The 15,590-nt window shown below is 72.2% G+C and carries 20 protein-coding genes; 8 read left to right on the top strand and 12 right to left on the bottom strand.

Annotated elements, in window-relative coordinates:
• Nucleotides 1-19: 19 nt before the first annotated feature.
• A complete protein-coding gene (locus LCN96_RS55505) occupies nucleotides 20-943 on the top strand; it encodes an NADP-dependent oxidoreductase (protein WP_404823922.1) in 924 nt (307 codons plus the stop codon).
• On the opposite strand, the gene LCN96_RS55500 is transcribed toward LCN96_RS55505, so the two are convergent.
• Nucleotides 933-1,847: an aminoglycoside phosphotransferase family protein gene (locus tag LCN96_RS55500; RefSeq protein ID WP_225270413.1), complete on the bottom strand. Its 915-nt coding sequence runs from the start codon at nucleotides 1,845-1,847 to the stop codon at nucleotides 933-935. The two genes, LCN96_RS55505 and LCN96_RS55500, sit on opposite strands and share 11 nt — an antisense overlap.
• Before the next feature lie 108 nt (nucleotides 1,848-1,955).
• On the opposite strand from LCN96_RS55500, the gene LCN96_RS55495 reads away from it, so the two are divergent.
• Nucleotides 1,956-2,798 carry a hypothetical protein gene (locus LCN96_RS55495; protein ID WP_225270412.1) on the top strand — a complete coding sequence of 281 codons (843 nt, stop codon included), beginning with the start codon at nucleotides 1,956-1,958 and terminating at the stop codon, nucleotides 2,796-2,798.
• 12 nt (nucleotides 2,799-2,810) lie between these two features.
• On the opposite strand, the gene LCN96_RS55490 is transcribed toward LCN96_RS55495, so the two are convergent.
• Both LCN96_RS55490 and LCN96_RS55485 read right to left on the bottom strand, forming a co-directional pair.
• On the bottom strand, nucleotides 2,811-3,689 hold the full coding sequence (locus LCN96_RS55490; protein ID WP_225270411.1) for a 1,4-dihydroxy-2-naphthoyl-CoA synthase: 879 nt from the start codon (nucleotides 3,687-3,689) through the stop codon (nucleotides 2,811-2,813).
• Between the two features lie 10 nt (nucleotides 3,690-3,699).
• Nucleotides 3,700-4,212, bottom strand: coding sequence for a PadR family transcriptional regulator (locus LCN96_RS55485; RefSeq protein ID WP_225270410.1), 513 nt, complete (start codon nucleotides 4,210-4,212; stop codon nucleotides 3,700-3,702).
• A gap of 76 nt (nucleotides 4,213-4,288) precedes the next feature.
• On the opposite strand from LCN96_RS55485, the gene LCN96_RS55480 reads away from it, so the two are divergent.
• Nucleotides 4,289-4,843, top strand: coding sequence for a hypothetical protein (locus LCN96_RS55480; protein WP_225270409.1), 555 nt, complete (start codon nucleotides 4,289-4,291; stop codon nucleotides 4,841-4,843).
• 19 nt (nucleotides 4,844-4,862) lie between these two features.
• Here the strand turns inward: LCN96_RS55480 and LCN96_RS55475 are convergent, their stop codons facing one another.
• Nucleotides 4,863-5,195 (bottom strand): ArsR/SmtB family transcription factor, encoded by a 333-nt coding sequence (locus LCN96_RS55475; protein ID WP_043615149.1) that lies wholly within the window; start codon nucleotides 5,193-5,195, stop codon nucleotides 4,863-4,865.
• Nucleotides 5,196-5,281: 86 nt separating this feature from the next.
• On the opposite strand from LCN96_RS55475, the gene LCN96_RS57625 reads away from it, so the two are divergent.
• Nucleotides 5,282-5,452 (top strand): DUF3073 domain-containing protein, encoded by a 171-nt coding sequence (locus LCN96_RS57625; protein WP_311132166.1) that lies wholly within the window; start codon nucleotides 5,282-5,284, stop codon nucleotides 5,450-5,452.
• Here LCN96_RS57625 and LCN96_RS55465 read toward each other — a convergent pair.
• A complete protein-coding gene (locus tag LCN96_RS55465; RefSeq protein ID WP_263657424.1) occupies nucleotides 5,415-6,698 on the bottom strand; it encodes a cytochrome P450 in 1,284 nt (427 codons plus the stop codon). The two genes, LCN96_RS57625 and LCN96_RS55465, sit on opposite strands and share 38 nt — an antisense overlap.
• A gap of 64 nt (nucleotides 6,699-6,762) precedes the next feature.
• On the opposite strand from LCN96_RS55465, the gene LCN96_RS55460 reads away from it, so the two are divergent.
• Together LCN96_RS55460 and LCN96_RS55455 are read left to right on the top strand one after the other, a co-directional pair.
• A complete protein-coding gene (locus LCN96_RS55460) occupies nucleotides 6,763-7,359 on the top strand; it encodes a TetR/AcrR family transcriptional regulator (RefSeq protein ID WP_225270408.1) in 597 nt (198 codons plus the stop codon).
• Between the two features lie 79 nt (nucleotides 7,360-7,438).
• Nucleotides 7,439-8,005, top strand: coding sequence for an NADPH-dependent F420 reductase (locus LCN96_RS55455; RefSeq protein WP_225270407.1), 567 nt, complete (start codon nucleotides 7,439-7,441; stop codon nucleotides 8,003-8,005).
• 24 nt (nucleotides 8,006-8,029) lie between these two features.
• On the opposite strand, the gene LCN96_RS55450 is transcribed toward LCN96_RS55455, so the two are convergent.
• The 6 genes from LCN96_RS55450 to LCN96_RS55425 form a co-directional block, all read right to left on the bottom strand.
• Nucleotides 8,030-9,433 carry an LCP family protein gene (locus LCN96_RS55450; RefSeq protein WP_225270406.1) on the bottom strand — a complete coding sequence of 468 codons (1,404 nt, stop codon included), beginning with the start codon at nucleotides 9,431-9,433 and terminating at the stop codon, nucleotides 8,030-8,032.
• Between the two features lie 114 nt (nucleotides 9,434-9,547).
• Nucleotides 9,548-9,811, bottom strand: coding sequence for a DUF6510 family protein (locus LCN96_RS55445; RefSeq protein WP_225270405.1), 264 nt, complete (start codon nucleotides 9,809-9,811; stop codon nucleotides 9,548-9,550).
• Nucleotide 9,812: 1 nt separating this feature from the next.
• Nucleotides 9,813-10,538 carry a ferredoxin reductase gene (locus LCN96_RS55440; RefSeq protein WP_225270404.1) on the bottom strand — a complete coding sequence of 242 codons (726 nt, stop codon included), beginning with the start codon at nucleotides 10,536-10,538 and terminating at the stop codon, nucleotides 9,813-9,815.
• A gap of 1 nt (nucleotide 10,539) precedes the next feature.
• Nucleotides 10,540-11,139, bottom strand: a complete 600-nt coding sequence (locus tag LCN96_RS55435; protein ID WP_225270403.1) for a sulfite oxidase-like oxidoreductase — start codon at nucleotides 11,137-11,139, stop codon at nucleotides 10,540-10,542.
• A gap of 45 nt (nucleotides 11,140-11,184) precedes the next feature.
• Complete coding sequence (locus LCN96_RS55430) at nucleotides 11,185-11,847, bottom strand: response regulator (protein WP_225270402.1); 663 nt, start codon at nucleotides 11,845-11,847, stop codon at nucleotides 11,185-11,187.
• A complete protein-coding gene (locus tag LCN96_RS55425) occupies nucleotides 11,844-12,995 on the bottom strand; it encodes a sensor histidine kinase (protein WP_225270401.1) in 1,152 nt (383 codons plus the stop codon). Before LCN96_RS55425 ends, LCN96_RS55430 begins: the two co-directional genes overlap by 4 nt.
• A gap of 194 nt (nucleotides 12,996-13,189) precedes the next feature.
• Here LCN96_RS55425 and LCN96_RS55420 point away from each other — a divergent pair, with 194 nt between their 5' ends.
• Both LCN96_RS55420 and LCN96_RS55415 read left to right on the top strand, forming a co-directional pair.
• Nucleotides 13,190-13,588, top strand: coding sequence for a hypothetical protein (locus LCN96_RS55420; RefSeq protein WP_225270400.1), 399 nt, complete (start codon nucleotides 13,190-13,192; stop codon nucleotides 13,586-13,588).
• Nucleotides 13,585-15,045 carry a multicopper oxidase family protein gene (locus LCN96_RS55415; protein ID WP_225270399.1) on the top strand — a complete coding sequence of 487 codons (1,461 nt, stop codon included), beginning with the start codon at nucleotides 13,585-13,587 and terminating at the stop codon, nucleotides 15,043-15,045. Before LCN96_RS55420 ends, LCN96_RS55415 begins: the two co-directional genes overlap by 4 nt.
• 8 nt (nucleotides 15,046-15,053) lie before the next feature.
• On the opposite strand, the gene LCN96_RS55410 is transcribed toward LCN96_RS55415, so the two are convergent.
• Nucleotides 15,054-15,527 carry an MSMEG_6728 family protein gene (locus tag LCN96_RS55410; protein WP_225270398.1) on the bottom strand — a complete coding sequence of 158 codons (474 nt, stop codon included), beginning with the start codon at nucleotides 15,525-15,527 and terminating at the stop codon, nucleotides 15,054-15,056.
• Nucleotides 15,528-15,590: the final 63 nt, after the last annotated feature.

Genomic DNA, 15,590 nt, shown 5'->3' with positions numbered 1-15,590 from the left:
GAGGTAGCAGGCTGGCCGCATGAGCGAACTGATGAGAGCGGCGGCCTTCGCCGAGCCCGGCGGCCCCGAAGTGCTGAAGGTGATGGAGGTGCCGGCGCCCCAGGCGGGCCCGGGCCAGGTACGGGTGCGGGTGCGGGCGGCCGGGGTGCAACCGTTCGACACGGCCGTGCGGGCCGGGTGGCTGCCGCCCTACCTGGACGCGGTGCCCTACCCGCGCATCCCCGGCAACGAGTTCGCGGGTGTGGTGGACCAGGTGGGCGAGGGCGTGACCGGGATCGCGGTGGGGGCCGAGGTGCTCGGGTTCTCCCGGTTGTTCGCCTACGCCGAGTACATCGTGGTGCCCGCGACCGATGTGACCGCCAAGCCGGCGGGGGTGCCGTGGGAGGTGGCCGGCGGGCTCACCTCGGGCGTGCAGACGGCGGAGCTGGCCATCGACGGCATCGGCGTGGCGGAGGGTGAGACGCTGCTCGTGCACGGCGCCGCCGGCTCGGTGGGCACGGCGGCCGTGCAGATCGCGCGCAGGCGCGGGGCCACCGTGATCGGCACCGCCCGCGAGGTGAACCACGACTACCTGCGCGAGCTGGGCGCCGTCCCCGTCGCGTACGGCGAGGGCCTGGCCGACCGGGTGCACGCGCTCGCGCCGGGCGGCGTGGACGCGGCCCTGGACGGCGCCGGCGGGCACGCGCTGGAGGTCTCCCTGGAGCTGGTGCCCGACCGCGCCCGCATCGTCACGCTGGTCGAGCACGGCCGGGCCGCCGAGCTGGGGGTGCGGCTGGTCCAGGGGGAGCGCTCGGCCGAGCGGCTCGGGCGTTACGCCGCCCTGTACGCCGAGGGCGCCTTCTCCTTCCCGGTACGCAGGACGTACCCGCTGGAGGAGGCCGCGGACGCGCACCGGGAGATCGAGACCGGCCACGGCCAGGGCAAGGTCGTCCTCACCACCTAGCGCGGACGGCCTCCGCGACCCGCACCAGGATCTCGGCCAGCACCCGGTCGCCGTCGGCCACGTCCCACAGGAAGTTCTGCAGGACCCGGCCGAGCGTCCAGCCGGCCGCGCGGCGTGGGTCCAGGCCGAGGGCGTCCACCAGGAAGTCGAAGCGCCGCAGCACCGCGCGCGGCACGTCGCCGCTCGTGATCACCTCGTCCCACCGGTTCCACAACGCGGGCAGCAGCTCGAACCCAGGATCGCCCGCCAGCGGCTTGGGGTCGATGGCCAGCCACGGCTCGCGCTCACCCGCGAGCACGTTGTCGTAGTGCAGGTCCCAGTGCAGCAGCCGGTCGCCGGGCTCGGGGACGAGCTCGGCGACCGCCCCCGCGCACCAGCGCAGCCAGTAGCGGTCACGCTCGCCGTGCACCCGGTCCACGGCGTCGTCCACCCGCTCCAGCATGCCCCGCGCCAGGTCGCCGAGGTGGCGCATGCCCGCGGGGGCGGGATGGGCGGACAGCCGGCGCAGCAGGCCCGCCAGCACGTCCAGGGACTCCATGACGTCCGGCACGGCCGACAGGGACCGGTCGGGGTCCAGCCGTTCGAGCAGCATGCTGCCCGTCTCCGGATCGTCGTCGAGCAGCAGCACCGAGCCGTCGCCCGCCCACGTGCGCAGGGCCAGCGCCTCGTCCACGGTCTCGCTGGTCACGGGCTGCAGCTTGAGCGCGGCGGGGGTGCCGTCGGCACGCAGCACCGGCAGCACCAGCGCGACGATCCCGTGGCTGGGCTCGCCGTCCAGCCGCAGCTCCCACTCGTTGAGGTAACGTTCGGCCAGCGCGGGCAGCGCGGCGTTCCAGCCGGGCCCGGCATCCGCCTCGAACTTCATGTGCGACTCGGTCAGCGCCTCCGGCACCTTGATCCTCATGACCCCAGTCTGCCAAGGGCGGCAGTCTAGGGCTTCCCCTGAGGCACACCCTGACGCCTCGGCCGCTGAGCCGTGCCTACGCTGGCGGCCCGAGTCAGGGAGGCGGCCATGGCGGCGACGATCGTGTTCATCCATGGGCGGGGGCAGGAAGGCAAGGACCCGAAGGTGCTGCTGGGGGAGTGGTGCACCGCCCTGGCCGCCGGGCTGCGCGTCCCCAGGCTGACCGCGCAGTGCGTGCTGCCCTACTACGGCAACGTCCTGCACCGGGTCACCGCCCAGGCGGCCAAGCAGTCCGACGTCCTGACGACGCCCGCCGACGGGGCCGAGGAGGTGCCGTTCCACCCGTTCCTGCCCGAGGACGTCGGGGAGCTGGAGCGCCGCCTGGTCGCCGACCTGGCCGCCGGCACGGGGGTGCCGCAGGAGATGCTCGGCATCTCCGACCTGCTGTCCTGGACGCTGGCCCGGCGCCTGCTCACCTGGGTCTCCAAGAACACCAGCGTGGACAAGGAGATCATCAAGATGTTCCTGCAGGACGTGGCCGTCTACCTCAGCCACGGCCGCAGACCGGTGCTCGACGAGGTGCGCCGCCACCTGCCCCCAACCGGCGACCTCGTGCTCGTCTCCCACAGCCTGGGGACGGTCGTGGCCAGGGACCTGCTCGTGGAGGACGCGGTGCGGCGGCGGGTGCTGCTCTGGGTGACGGCCGGGTCGCCACTCGGCCTGCCCACCATCCAGCGCAACCTGCTGGCCCGGGGGACGCGGCATCCGGGGGTGCGGTGGCTGACCACGTACGACCTGAACGACATCGTGGCGATCGGGCATCCGCTGGAGCGGGGGTGGGGGACGCCGCTGAGCCAGGTCGAGGTCGAGAACCGCGACACCCCGCACGCCATCGACCGCTACCTGCGCCACCTCACCGTCGCCGGGCCCATCGGCCGCGCCTGCGCCTAACGGCCCGCGCGGTCAGTAGTGCCAGGGGAACGGCGACCAGTCGGGCTCGCGCTTCTCCAGGAACGAGTCGCGCCCCTCGGCCGCCTCCTCCGTCATGTAAGCCAGCCGCGTGGCCTCCCCCGCGAACACCTGCTGCCCCACCAGCCCGTCATCCACGGCGTTGAAGGCGAACTTGAGCATCCGCTGCGCCGTCGGCGACTTGCCGTTGACCTTGCGGGCCCACTCCAGCGCCGTGCTCTCCAGCTCCTCGTGCGGCACCACCGCGTTGACCATGCCCATCCGGTGCGCGTCGGCGGCGCTGTAGGTGTCGCCGAGGAAGAAGATCTCGCGGGCGAACTTCTGCCCGACCTGCCGCGCCAGGTAGGCCGACCCGAAGCCGCCGTCGAAGCTGGCCACGTCGGCGTCCGTCTGCTTGAACCGGGCGTGCTCGGCGCTGGCGATCGTCAGGTCGGCCACGACGTGCAGGCTGTGCCCGCCGCCCGCGGCCCAGCCAGGGACCACGCAGATGACGACCTTGGGCATGAAGCGGATGAGCCGCTGCACCTCGAGGATGTGCAGGCGGCCGGTGGCGGGGGTGCCGTCGGCGTACTGGTAGCCGTCCTTGCCCCTGATGCGCTGGTCGCCGCCGGAGCAGAAGGCCCAGCCACCGTCCTTGGGCGAGGGGCCGTTGCCGGTGAGCAGCACGCAGCCGACGTCGGTGGTCTGCCGGGCGTGGTCGAGCGCGCGGTAGAGCTCGTCCACCGTCTGCGGGCGGAAGGCGTTGCGCACCTCCGGGCGGTTGAAGGCCACGCGTACGGTGCCCTGGTCCACCGCCCGGTGGTAGGTGATGTCGGTGAAGTCGAATCCCTCGACCGGCTGCCACGCCTTGGGATCGAACAGCTCGGAGACCATGGGCCAGAGCCTAGTGGATGCGTCCTTGCGCCCATTCGGCCCACTCCTGCTGCCCCTTGGCCAGGCGCAGGCCGTACTCCAGGGCGAGGCGGCCGTAGACGGAGAGGTTGTCGGTGCCGCTCTCGACGAACTCGCGGATGCTCTCCAGGTGCTCCAGCTCCTTGACCGCCTCGTCGGCCTGCCTGCGCAGGTAGTCGCGGGCCTGCTCGGGTGAGACCTGGGCCAGGAAGAACACCCGCAGCAACATGTCGCTGCGCGCCACCCTGGTCGGCTCCACCTCGGTGACCCAGCGCCGCAGCTCGGCCAGGCCCTCCTCGGTGATCGCGTACTCCTTGCGGCCCCGCGGCCCCTCAGCGGCCACGTCCACGAGCCCCGCTTCTGCCAGCTTGCCCAGCTCGGAGTAGAGCTGGCTCTGGGTGGCCGGCCAGACGTTGGCGAGCGAGACGTCGAACGTCTTCATCAGGTCATATCCGCTCGCGGGCCCCTCGGAGAGCAGGCCCAGCACGGCGTGTCGAAGGCTCATGTTCCTATGTTGACATATCTCTACAGGAGGTTCTAGTTTCGACATGTCATAATTGGAATATCGGAGGTGCTCCCGCATGCGCGGCCTGCTCGGTTTCCTGCCCTGGATCGTCTACGCGTTCGTCGCCACCGGCGACGAGTGGCGCTGGGGCGCCATCACCGGCCTGGTCATCGCCGTCGTGCTCGTGGGCCTCGACCGCAGGGCGGGCAAGGGCTGGGACGAGATCGTGATCGAGGCGAGTGCCGCGGTCTTCTTCGCCTGTCTCACCGTGTTCGCGCTGGTGGTGCCGCACTCGCCGCTCACCCCGTACGGGCCGGCGCTGGTCAACCTGTGGCTGGCCGGCACGGCGTGGGGCTCGCTGGTGATCCGCAGGCCGTTCACGCTCGGCATCGCGCGGACGATGGCGCCCAGGGACATCTGGGAGAGCCCGTGGTTCCACCGCGTCAACGCGGTCATCACGACCGTCTGGGCGGCGGCCTTCACCGTCGCCGCGCTCTGCCTGGCGTTCGTGCCGGCCGCGGCGCCGCACGCGACCGCGCTGGTCATCGCCATCAAGGCGCTCTCGTTCGCCCTTCCCGCCCTGTTCGCCGCCTGGTATCCGAAGCGGGCGCGGCGAGCCCTGATCAAATAGTGCTGATCAAGTACGTGATCTATGTCACCTCGGCCCGCAACTCCGCGAGCAGCTCTCCTTGGTCGGCCAGCATGTCGGTGAGAATGCGCCGGGCGGCGCCCAGCAGATCCGCCAGCTCGGGCGTGGCGAGGGTGTAGACCACGGTGCTGCCCTCGCGGATCGCGCTGACGATCCCCGCCCTGCGCAGGACGGCGAGCTGCTGTGAGAGGCTCGAAGCCTCGATGTCGATCTGGGCCAGTAGATCCCTTACGGGCAGTGGCCCTTCCTGGAGTAGCTCCAACACTCGGATGCGAGCGGGGTGGCCGAGGGTTCGGAAGAAGTCGGCCTTGGCCTGGTAGACCTCCACGTGCATATTGTCAGAGTAATCCAGTGCAGTTGCATAATTCTTCAAGTCGCTAGGTTGTCGGATAGCATGACAGCGGGGACTAGGGAGTTGCCATGGGCCGAGGAAGAGCCAAGGCGAAGCAGACGAAGGTCGCTCGCCAGCTGAAGTACGCCAACCACAACATCGACTACGACCGGCTCCGCGAGGAGCTGGGCGCAGACGAGCGACGCGAGGAGATGTACCCTCCTACGCCGTCCGAGCAGGAGTCCGAGCGCGGGCGATGACGCGGGTCAGCTTCGCGGGGGCGAGGGTGACGTTCTTCAGCCGCCTGGCCTCCGGCGCCTGATCGGGCGCCGTGAGCTCCAGGCGGTGCAGCACCTCGCGAATGACGACGCGCATCTCGAGGAGCGCCAGTTGCGCTCCTACGCAGAAGCGCCGCCCGCCGCCGAACGGCATCCAGGCCTTGCCCTGGTGCCCGTCCAGGAAGCGCTCGGGACGAAACTCCCCGGGCGCGGGGAAGGCGGCGGGGTCACGGTGCACGAGCGGGATGTACGGCCCGGCGTACCATCCGGCCGGGATCTCGTACCCGCCCAGCCGTAGCGGGGCGTCGAGCAGCCTCGGCGCCTCGAAGACGACGGGCCGCACGCGCAGCACCTCCTTGACCACCGCGTCGAGGTAGGGCTCGTCGTCCGGCAGCCGCTCCAGGACCTCGGGCATGCGCAGGAGCCGCTCGAAGGCCCAGGCCAGCCCGGTCGCGGTCGTCTCGTGGCCGGCGAAGAGCATGGTGATCAGCTCGTCGCGCAGCTCCTGGTCGCCCAGCTCCGTCTCCAGCAGCCGGCCGAGCACGTCGCTCCCGCCGGGCGCCGCGCGGCGGCGGCGGATCTCGTCGAACAGGATGGCGTCCACCTCGGCCCGCAATCGCACGAACCTCCGGTAACGCCCGATCGGCGCCCGCTCCGCGAGCCCGCGCAGCCGCTCCGGCAGCATCACCACCGACATCGAGCCGCCCACCTCGATCAGCTCGGGCAGCAGCGCGTGCAGCCGCTGGACACGCCCGGCGTCCGTGATGCCGAAGATCAGCCGGATGATGATCTCCAGCGTGATCTCCTGCAGATGGTCACGCAGCCCGAACGGCCGGTGCAGCGGCCAGGTCGCGATCTTCTCGGCCGCGATCGCCGCGATGTCGTCCTCGTAGCCGGCGACCTGCCTGGCGCGCAGCGTCGGGTTCAGTGTCTTGCGGTGGTGCCACCACGCCTCGCCGTCGAGGGTGAGCACCGAGTGCGCGCCGACCATGTGCTGCAGGAAGACCCGCCGGGCCTCGCCGGCCCTGCCGTGACCGCTCTGGTCGGTGCGGTAGACCTGCTCGGCCAGCTCCGCGGTGGTCACGAAGACCTCGGGCGGGAAGCCGGAGTTGCGGACCGTGAAGATCGGGCCGTACCGGCGGTGGTAGCTCTCGAACGCGCCCGGCGCGTCGGCCATGAACCAGGCCGTCTGCGCCAGCACCGGCATTTTCGGGCCAGGAGGGATCATTGTGGTATCTCCTAGTAAATGTACGTACGTCATAGACGCTCGTATACGTCAGTAGCATAGACCCGTGGCACGAACAGACGCCGGTGGATATCGCGAACGGTTGCTGGCCGGAGCGGTGAGCTGCCTTCAGGAGAAGGGCTACGCCCGCACGACCGCACGCGACCTCGTGGCCGCCTCCGGCACCAACCTGGCCTCCATCGGCTACCACTTCGGCGGCAAGGACGCGCTGCTCAACGAGGCCATCGCGGCCGTCTTCGACCAGTGGACCGAGCGGGTGGAGCGGGCCATGTTCGGCGCCGCGCCCGGCTCCCCGCGCGAGATGCTGCAGCGGGCCATGACCGAGCTGGTGGACGTCTTCGACGAGCTGCGGCCCGTGCTCGTCCTGTGCGTGGAGGGGTATCCGGCGGCGCTGCGCGCGCCCGTGCTGCGGGAGAAGCTGGCCGACGCCTACGCCAGGACCAGGGTGGCCGGGGCCGACATGTTGCGCCGGGTGAGCCGGGAGCTGGGGGTGGAGCTGCCGCTGGATCCCGAGGTGCTGGTGTCGGTGGTGGTGGCCATCACCGACGGGCTGATGCTGCAGTGGCTGCTCGACCCCGACGCCACCCCCGACGCGCGGCAGGTCGTCGAGGCCCTCGCCACCCTCGGGGCACTCATCGCCTGATCAACTGGCAAAGGTCCGCGAACACGCGCATGTCGTCGGCGGCTGTGGGCACATCCCCGGATGACGAGGAGATCAAGACATGCGCGTAGGAATCGTGGGTTCCGGAAGGCTGGGCTCGCCGCTCGGCCGACTGCTCGCGGTGGCGGGCCATGACGTGTTCTTCAGCGACGCCGATCCCGCCCGCGCGAACGCCGCCGCGCGGGCCGCCGACGGCCAGGCGCAGGACGGCGAGCCGGGCCAGGCGGCGCGGTTCGGCGAGGTGGTGATCATGGCGGTCGGCTGGGAGGAGTTCCCGGCGGTGGTGGCGGAGCTAGACGGCTCGCTCTCCGGCAAGATCGTCGTGGATCCGAGCAACCCGATCGGGGAGCGTGACGGCGCGGCGGTCGTGATGGCCGTGCCCGGCGGGCTGACCAGCCCCCAGTACCAGCAGCACGTGCTGGGCGCCGACGTGCGCCTGGTGCGCACGTTCAACACCAAGTACCCCAACGAGCTGCTGGAGCTGGGCATCGCGGGGCAGCGCGGCGGCGCGCGGGCCGACATGCCCTACTGGGGCGACGACGACGAGGCCAAGAAGGCCGTGGTGCCGCTCATCGAGGACGCCGGCTTCACCGCCATCGACGGAGGCGGCCTGTCGGACGCGCTCTGACCGGGCCGCCCGCGTCGCCCCCGGTCAGGCCGCGCAGGAGTCGTGGGTGGCGTCGAAGCCCTTCATCGCCTCCGTGTCGTCCGTACGCAGCGGCTTGAGCCCCTTCCAGTCGTCCCCGATCACCAGGATCAGCCGGTTGGTCCTGGCGGCGGGCACGGAGCGGGTGGCGGAGCCCTTGAGGTCGTTGGCGAGCGTGGGCACCCGGGTCTCGCCGTTCGGGCCGTAGAAGATCGTCGTCTTGGGCTGCGGCTTGGTCGCCACGTCGCCGATCTTGGCGATGTGGTAGCCGCGCTGTTCGAGGAAGGCCGCGACCTCCGTGGCCAGGCCGCCGCGCCAGGTGCCGTTGCGCAGCTCGACCTGGATCTTCGAGCGGCCCACCTTGGCCTGGCCGCCCTTGACGCCGTCGACGCTCTGGTCCCTGGCCACGATCTGGAACAGCCGCTTGGATTGGTCGGGCACCCACTCCACGCGGCCGGGCTGGGTGAGCGAGTAGTGCCACGGGGTGGTGATGAAGCGAATCTTGCTGATGTCCAGGCCCTGAAGGCTGCCCGCCAGGTCCCGCATGACGCCGGTGGTCAGGCCCCGGTCGGTGGTGATCGCCTGGGTGGCGGCGTCGAGGGTGCCGAGCAGCTTGGCCGGGTCGGTGAGCGTCTCGCTGCTCATCACCTTCTTCACCATCGAGGCGATGAACATCTGCTGCCGCTGGATGCGCCCGATGTCGGAGCCGTCGCCGAGGCTGTAGCGGGCGCGCACGTAGCCGAGCGACTGCTCGCCGTTGAGCGTCTGCCGGCCGGCGGGCAGGTGCAGCAGGGCCTTCTTGTCGTCGATCGCCTCGGGCAGGCACACCTCGACGCCGCCGATGGCGTTCACGATGCCCTTGAAGCCGGTGAAGTCCACCTTCACGAAGTGGTCGATGTGGATGCCGGTGAGCGACTCGATCGTCTTCCAGGTGCAGGCGATGCCGCCCGAGTTGAACGACTCGTTGATCATCCCGACGTGCGCCTGCTGACCGGGCAGGCCCTTGGTGGCGCGGCAGGCGGGCAGCTGGACGACCGAGTCGCGCGGGAAGCTGATCACCATCGCGTTGTCGCGCTCGGACGACACGTGCGCCAGCATGATCGTGTCGGTGCGCTCGCCCGCGACCCTGCCGTACTTGGCGTTCTTGCCGTTGCGCTGGTCGGAGCCGACGATCAGGACGTTCATGGCGGTGCCGGCCACCTTGGGCGGCCGGGTGGCGCCGAGGTCCTCGGCGGTGACGTCCTCGTGCTCGATGTTGCCGGTCAGGCGCGCGTACACGCCGACGGCCACGCCGGTGACCAGGAGGACGACGGTCACCGTGACCGCGATCACCCAGCGCAGCCAGCGGCGTCGCCGCCGCGGCGGCGCGCCGGACTCGGAGGGCGGCGCGTCGGCAAGCCCGCTGCTCACGTGACTCCCACAGGACGGGGCCGCGGGCCGCCGCCCAGGGCCAAGAGCCTCGCCGTACAGATCTCGGCCGTTGATCGAGCCTGAGTGTACTCAGTCGGACGGGCAGCCGTGTCCTCAGTCGGGCAGGTTCACCCGCAGGGACACCGTGCCGCGCAGGTCGAGCCAGGCCGTGCCCGGGCCGCGCACCAGGCGCAGCACGACCTCCTCGCAGCCGGGGCAGCGGGCCACCAGGCCCGGGTCCGGGCCGTACACGCGCAGCGAGGCGACCGGCCCGGCCAGGCCGCAGCTCGCGCAGCGGCCGGTCGCGGCGGTCACGTCCACGGCGAACAGCTCGCCCAGCGGGCCCGCCAGCGCGTTGCCGTCCAGGTGTTCGGTCATGTCAGCCTCCGGTGGGACCGAAACGTTCGGTTCGGATGCGCTCGGGCGCGTGCCCCAGCGCGAGCAGCAGGTCGGCAGCCGCCTCCACGAAGCCGGTCGGCCCGCACACGTAGCAGTCGGGCTCGAACGAGGCCGGCCAGCCGCCCTCGGCCAGGTCGTCCAGCATGATGCGGCGCGCCGGCCGCGACAGGCCCTCGGGCGCCGACCTGGTGTAGAGGTAGGAGACGTCCAGCCCGGGCTCGGGGCGGCGCAGCTCCTCGGCGTAGTAGCGGCGGCCGGGGTCGCGCACCGAGTACAGCAGGCGGAACGGCACGCGGCTGCCCGCCTGCCGGCGCGTCCTGATCATGGCCATCAGCGGCACGATCCCCGACCCGCCGCCCACCAGCAGCACCGGTGCCCGGCTCTCCGGCCGCCACACGAACCAGCCGCCCACCGGGCCGCGGATCTCGACCTGGTCGCCGACCCGCATCTCCTCCGTCAGGTACGGCGACACCTCGCCGTCCTGCACGGTCTCCACGGTCAGCTCGATCAGGTCACCGTCGGCGGGCCCCGCCACCGAGTAGCTGCGCTGCGCGGTGTAGCCGTCCTCGGCCGTCAGCCGCACGTCCACGTGCTGGCCCGCGAGGTGACCTGGCCAGTCGGGCACCCGGAGGCGCAGCGTGCGGGCGGTCTCGGTCTCGGCGGCGGCGTGCACCAGCTCGGCCGGCCGCCACGCCAGGCGGCGCACCTCAGTCGCCCTCGTAGCGCTGCTCGCGCCACGGGTCGCCGTAGTTGTGGTAGCCGGCGGTCTCCCAGAAGCCCGGCCAGTCCTCGTTCAGCAACCTGATGCCGCGCACCCACTTGGCCGACTTCCAGAAGTACAGGTGCGGCACGATCAGCCGGGCCGGGCCACCGTGGCGCGGCTCCAGCTCCTCGCCGTCGAAGCGGTGCACGATCCACGCCTTGCCGTCCAGGAGGTCCTCCAGCGGCAGGTTCGTGGTGTAACCGCCGTAGGAGTAGACGAGCGCGTACTCGGCGGCGGTCTCCACGTCCTCGAAGAGCACGTCGAGCGAGACGCCCTCCCACGTGGTGTCCAGCTTCGACCACTTGGTGACGCAGTGGATGTCGACCGTGGGAGTCTCGGCGGGCAGCGCCATGAACTCCTCCCACGACCACCGGTGCGTCTGCTCCGCCTCGGTGTCGATGGCGAACTCCCACCGGTCGAGCGGGACCCGCGGCGTCGGGCCCGCCGACAGCACAGGGAAGTCGTCGGCCAGGTACTGCCCCGGCGGCACCCGGCCGCCGTCGTCTCTGCGTCTCCCGCGGAAACCGCGCGAAATGATGCTCATGTACCCCTCCCGAGGCCATTTCACCACGCGCCCGTTCCAGCACGGTCAACGGCCCGCCCGTGGCACGACGAGGCCCGACTCGTAGGCGAAGACCACGAGCTGGGCGCGGTCGCGGGCCCGCAGCTTGGTCATCGCCCTGCTGACGTGCGTCTTGGCCGTCATCGGGCTGATCACCATGTGCGCGGCGATCTCGTCGTTGGACAGGCCGCGGGCCACCAGGGCGGTCACCTCGCGCTCGCGGTTGGTGAGCACGTCCAGGCCCTCGGGCTCGGGCTCGGGGCGGCGGGCCACGTACTCGCCGATCAGGCGGCGGGTGATCGCGGGTGACAGCAGCGCGTCGCCCCTGGCCGCCACCCTGACGCCCTGCAGCAGGTCCGCGGGCTCGGTGTCCTTGACCAGGAAGCCGCCGGCGCCCGCCCTGAGCGCGTTGAAGACGTACTCGTCGAGGCCGTAGTTGGTCAGGATCACCACGTGCACGCCGCTCAGCCGGTCGTCGGCGGCGATGCGGCGGGTCGCCTCGATGCCGTCCATCACGGGCATCTGGACGTCGACCAGGGCCACGTCGGGCAGGTGCGCCAGGGCGAGGGCGACGGCCTGCTCCCCGTTCGCCGCCTCCGCCACCACCTCGATGTCGTCCTCGGCCTCCAGCAGGGCGCGGAAGCCGCCGCGGATGAGTGCCTGGTCGTCCACCAGCAGGACGCGGATCATGAGGGTCCTCCAAGGGGAAGCTCGGCGCGTACGGTGAAGCCGCCCTCGGCGCGGGGCTCGGCCAGCAACCGGCCGCCGAGCGCGGTGACGCGCTCGCGCATGCCGAGCAGGCCCACGCCGGGCACGGGCGGGGCGGCCCTGGTGGCCGCGCCGTCGTCGTCCACCTGCACGACCAGCTCCTGCCCGCCGTAGTCGATGCGCACGGTCGCGGCAGCCGCGCCCGCGTGCCTGGAGACGTTGGTCAGCGCCTCCTGCACGATCCGGTACGCGGCCCTGTCCACCTCGGCAGGCAGCTCCCTGCGCGTGCCGGAGACGGTCACCGTGGCGGGCAGCCCGGTCGAGCGGGCCCGCTCCACCAGGTCGCCGAGCCTGTCCAGGCCGCTGGGACCGGCCGCGCCGCCCTCGTCGCCGGTGTCGCGCAGCAGCTCCAGCGTGGTGCGCAGCTCGCGCATGGCATCGCCGCTCGCCTCCTGGATGGCCAGCAGCGAGGCGGGCACCTCCTCGCCGCGCTTGCGCGCCAGGTGCACCGCCACCCCCGCCTGCACCTTGATCACCGAGATGCTGTGGGTGAGCGAGTCGTGCAGCTCCCGGGCGATGCGTAGCCGCTCCTCGCCGGCCCGGCGGCGGGCGACCTCCTCGCGGGTGCGCTCGGCCTCGGCGGCCCGCTGCTCGGCCTGCTCCAGGTACGCCTGCCGGTGCATGCTCACCGTCCCCGCCACCCCGGCGGCCAGGAACCAGCCGAGCAGCAGCGTCGTGCCCTGGAAGACCTGCTGCTCCTGGTCCGCGCCGGTCGCGCCGCTCAACCCGGCCGCCAGGCTCGAGCCCAGGAACACCAGCCCGGCCAGCGCCGGGAGCAGGCGATGCCCGGCCCTGGCCGCGCCGTACACCGACACCAGCACGGGGAAGGCTGCGGGCGGCCCCGGCTGGGCGTGCACCGCGTAGACGAGCATGCAGGCCGTGCTGATCGGCAGCGACACCAGGGGCGCCCGGCGCCAGAGCACCAGCGAGGCCGCGGCGATGAGCACCGCGACCAGGTCCAGGACGCCTGCGGCGGGGGTCGCCAGCACGGTGAGCGAGAGCAGGGCGGCCACCACGGCGGCGAGGACGCCGTCCAGGGCGAAGGAGCGCCAACCGGGCACGAAGCTCATTCCTGCACATTAGAGCCTGGTCCGGCGGCGGTCGTCGGCGCTGAGGCGGACGCCGCTACTACTCCCGGCGTAGTAGAGGTGCCGATGCTGCGTCCCCTGTCGTAGCGGCAGGATTCGACCGCCGCACGACGACCGGGGGCCGGGCCGCGGACCACGATGGCGGCCATGGAGAGAACCCGTCCCAGGAGCCGATCATGACCGCTACCCCCACCACGGCCGCCCGCCCGGCGGCCTGGCCCATCCAGACGCTCAAGGCCGTGGCCGTCCTGCACGTGGTCGCGCTGCTGTTCCAGGCGATCACGGCGGGCATGCTGCTGTCCTCGCCGGGCGGGCGGGCGCTGCACGCGGCCTCGGCCATGGCCCTGCTCGTCATCGGGCTGCTCCACCTCGTCGCCGCGATCCTGGTCTGGCGGCCGGGCGGCGGGCCCGCCAGGTTCATCGGGCCGGCCGCGGGGCTGCTGGTGTTCACCGTCGTGGCGGCGGTGCTCGGCGTCGCGCACGTGAAGACCGTTCACCTGCCGCTCGGGGTGTTGCTGTTCGGCGGCGGGGTGGTCCAGCTCCTGCGCGTCATGGCCCGGCCGGGACGGGCATGAGCCCGACCCGGCGCGAGGTGCTGCGGCTGCTCGGGCTCGGGGCGGTCGCCGCCGCCGGGGCCCAGGGGTGCTCGCTGCTCGCCGGCACCCCGCAGCCGCAGCTCCTGGCCAGCGCGGCACCGCTGCCCCAGCCGTACGCGGTGCCGCTGCCGATCCCCGAGGTGGCCAGGCCGGTCCGCAGCACGGGCGAGGTGGACTACTACGAGCTGACCGAGCGGGCAGCGCAGGCCGAGCTGCTGCCCGGCCTGCGCACCCCCGTCTGGGGGTACGGCGGCACGTTCCCCGGCCCCACGATCAGGGCGCGCAGCGGGCGGCGCACGGCCGTCAAGCTGATCAACCAGCTCGGCGAGCCGACCGTCCTGCACCTGCACGGCGGGCACACCCCGCCGGAGTCGGACGGCTTCCCGACGGACCTGGTGGCGCCCGGCGCGACGCGCGAGTACGTGTTCCCGCTGGAGCAGCGGGCCGCCACGCTCTGGTACCACGACCATCGCATGGACTACACCGGGCCGCAGGTCTGGCGCGGGCTGGCCGGGATGTTCCTGGTCGGGGACGCGGAGGAGGAGGCGCTGCCGCTGCCGTCGGGGGAGCGGGACCTGCCGCTGCTGATCTGCGACCGGTCCTTCGCGGCCGACGGCACCCTGCTGTACCCGGCGCTGGAGGGGCGGCCGGGGGTGCGGGAGGCGTACATGGGCGGGGTGCTCGGCGACGTGATCCTGGTCAACGGGGCGCCGTGGCCGGAGCTGCGGGTGGCCAGGGCGCGGTACCGGCTGCGGCTGTGCAACGCCTCGAACGCGCGGGCGTACGAGCTGTCCACCGGGGGTGCGATGGTGCAGATCGGCAGCGACGGGGGGCTGCTGGCCGCGCCGAGGACGGTGCGGCAGATCAGGCTGGCGCCGGGGGAGCGGGCCGACGTGGTCGTGGACTTCTCGGCGTACCGGGTGGGGCAGCACGTGGAGCTGCGGAACCTGGCGGGGGAGGGGGCGCAGGCGCGGGTGATGCGCTTCGCGGTCGACCGGGACGAGGCGGACGACTCCGCGGTGCCGGCGCGGCTGTCCACCGTGGAGCCGCTCGATCCCGCCAGGGCGACGGTGACGCGGGACTTCGCGTTCAGCAGCGGGAGCATGCACGGGGGCACGGGGTGGCTGATCAACGGCCGGCCGTTCGACGCCGCCCGCATGGAGGCCAGGCCGAAACTGGGCGACATCGAGGTCTGGCGGCTGACCAGCGACGTGGCGCATCCGGTGCATCTGCATCTCGACCAGTTCCAGGTGCTGTCGGTCAACGGCGAGCGGCGGCAGGGGGCGCCGGAGTGGAAGGACACCGTGGAGCTGCGCGACGCCCAGACCGTCGAGATCGTCACCCGGTTCACCGACTACCGGGGACGGTACGTGCTGCACTGTCACAACCTGGAGCACGAGGACATGGCCATGATGGCCGCGTTCGAGGTCGTCTGACCCGGCTCTCAGGCGGGCAGGCGGTCGGACCTGGGCCAGACGTAGTCGAGGTCGTCCGGCTCCTCGTCCCCGAAGACGGGCCGGTAGAAGCCCGGGTCCTTGCGCAGCAGGGCCGAGCGGTGGCTGAGGTGCAGGCGCTCGTCGCCGAGCCACGGCGGCAGCTCGCCGGCCGCCGCCAGCTCGTTCTGCACCCGGATGTCGGGCGTGCCGCGGAGCTGGGTCAGCTCGGCCGTCATCGTGCCGGCGCAGGTGTCGGCCCGCCCCAGGGAGCACCAGTGGCGGCACATCTCCAGCCCGTACCGCACGAGCGCCTCCTCGTACCCGGTCCACATCTTGACGACCGGGTGGTGCCGCCAGCCGTAGTTCGGGACGGTGAGGGCGCGCAGGACCTGGAGGGTCTCGACGCGCTGCTTGCCCAGGCGCAGCGGGTCGAGGACCGCCGCTGTCGCCGCGAAGTCGGGATATGGCAGGAACGTTTGCATCTGTACCCCCGCTGACGTGCTCCTTCTCGCCGGATCGTATAGACCGCCCGGCATACGAAGCTC

It is taken from the genome of Nonomuraea gerenzanensis, from assembly GCF_020215645.1.
Classification (GTDB): domain Bacteria; phylum Actinomycetota; class Actinomycetes; order Streptosporangiales; family Streptosporangiaceae; genus Nonomuraea; species Nonomuraea gerenzanensis.
The sequence above is the reverse complement of the archived record's forward strand: the minus strand, read 5'-3'. Positions and strand labels throughout refer to the sequence as shown.

Excerpts from the sequence above, each read along its gene's own strand:
- LCN96_RS55505 (WP_404823922.1), top strand. The coding sequence starts at position 20 with ATGAGCGAACTGATGAGAGCGGCGGCCTTCGCCGAGCCCGGCGGCCCC.
- LCN96_RS55500 (WP_225270413.1), bottom strand. The coding sequence starts at position 1,847 with ATGAGGATCAAGGTGCCGGAGGCGCTGACCGAGTCGCACATGAAGTTC.
- LCN96_RS55495 (WP_225270412.1), top strand. The coding sequence starts at position 1,956 with ATGGCGGCGACGATCGTGTTCATCCATGGGCGGGGGCAGGAAGGCAAG.
- LCN96_RS55490 (WP_225270411.1), bottom strand. The coding sequence starts at position 3,689 with ATGGTCTCCGAGCTGTTCGATCCCAAGGCGTGGCAGCCGGTCGAGGGA.
- LCN96_RS55485 (WP_225270410.1), bottom strand. The coding sequence starts at position 4,212 with ATGAGCCTTCGACACGCCGTGCTGGGCCTGCTCTCCGAGGGGCCCGCG.
- LCN96_RS55480 (WP_225270409.1), top strand. The coding sequence starts at position 4,289 with ATGCGCGGCCTGCTCGGTTTCCTGCCCTGGATCGTCTACGCGTTCGTC.
- LCN96_RS55475 (WP_043615149.1), bottom strand. The coding sequence starts at position 5,195 with ATGCACGTGGAGGTCTACCAGGCCAAGGCCGACTTCTTCCGAACCCTC.
- LCN96_RS57625 (WP_311132166.1), top strand. The coding sequence starts at position 5,282 with ATGGGCCGAGGAAGAGCCAAGGCGAAGCAGACGAAGGTCGCTCGCCAG.
- LCN96_RS55465 (WP_263657424.1), bottom strand. The coding sequence starts at position 6,698 with ATGATCCCTCCTGGCCCGAAAATGCCGGTGCTGGCGCAGACGGCCTGG.
- LCN96_RS55455 (WP_225270407.1), top strand. The coding sequence starts at position 7,439 with ATGCGCGTAGGAATCGTGGGTTCCGGAAGGCTGGGCTCGCCGCTCGGC.
- LCN96_RS55445 (WP_225270405.1), bottom strand. The coding sequence starts at position 9,811 with ATGACCGAACACCTGGACGGCAACGCGCTGGCGGGCCCGCTGGGCGAG.
- LCN96_RS55435 (WP_225270403.1), bottom strand. The coding sequence starts at position 11,139 with ATGAGCATCATTTCGCGCGGTTTCCGCGGGAGACGCAGAGACGACGGC.
- LCN96_RS55430 (WP_225270402.1), bottom strand. The coding sequence starts at position 11,847 with ATGATCCGCGTCCTGCTGGTGGACGACCAGGCACTCATCCGCGGCGGC.
- LCN96_RS55425 (WP_225270401.1), bottom strand. The coding sequence starts at position 12,995 with ATGAGCTTCGTGCCCGGTTGGCGCTCCTTCGCCCTGGACGGCGTCCTC.
- LCN96_RS55420 (WP_225270400.1), top strand. The coding sequence starts at position 13,190 with ATGACCGCTACCCCCACCACGGCCGCCCGCCCGGCGGCCTGGCCCATC.
- LCN96_RS55415 (WP_225270399.1), top strand. The coding sequence starts at position 13,585 with ATGAGCCCGACCCGGCGCGAGGTGCTGCGGCTGCTCGGGCTCGGGGCG.
- LCN96_RS55410 (WP_225270398.1), bottom strand. The coding sequence starts at position 15,527 with ATGCAAACGTTCCTGCCATATCCCGACTTCGCGGCGACAGCGGCGGTC.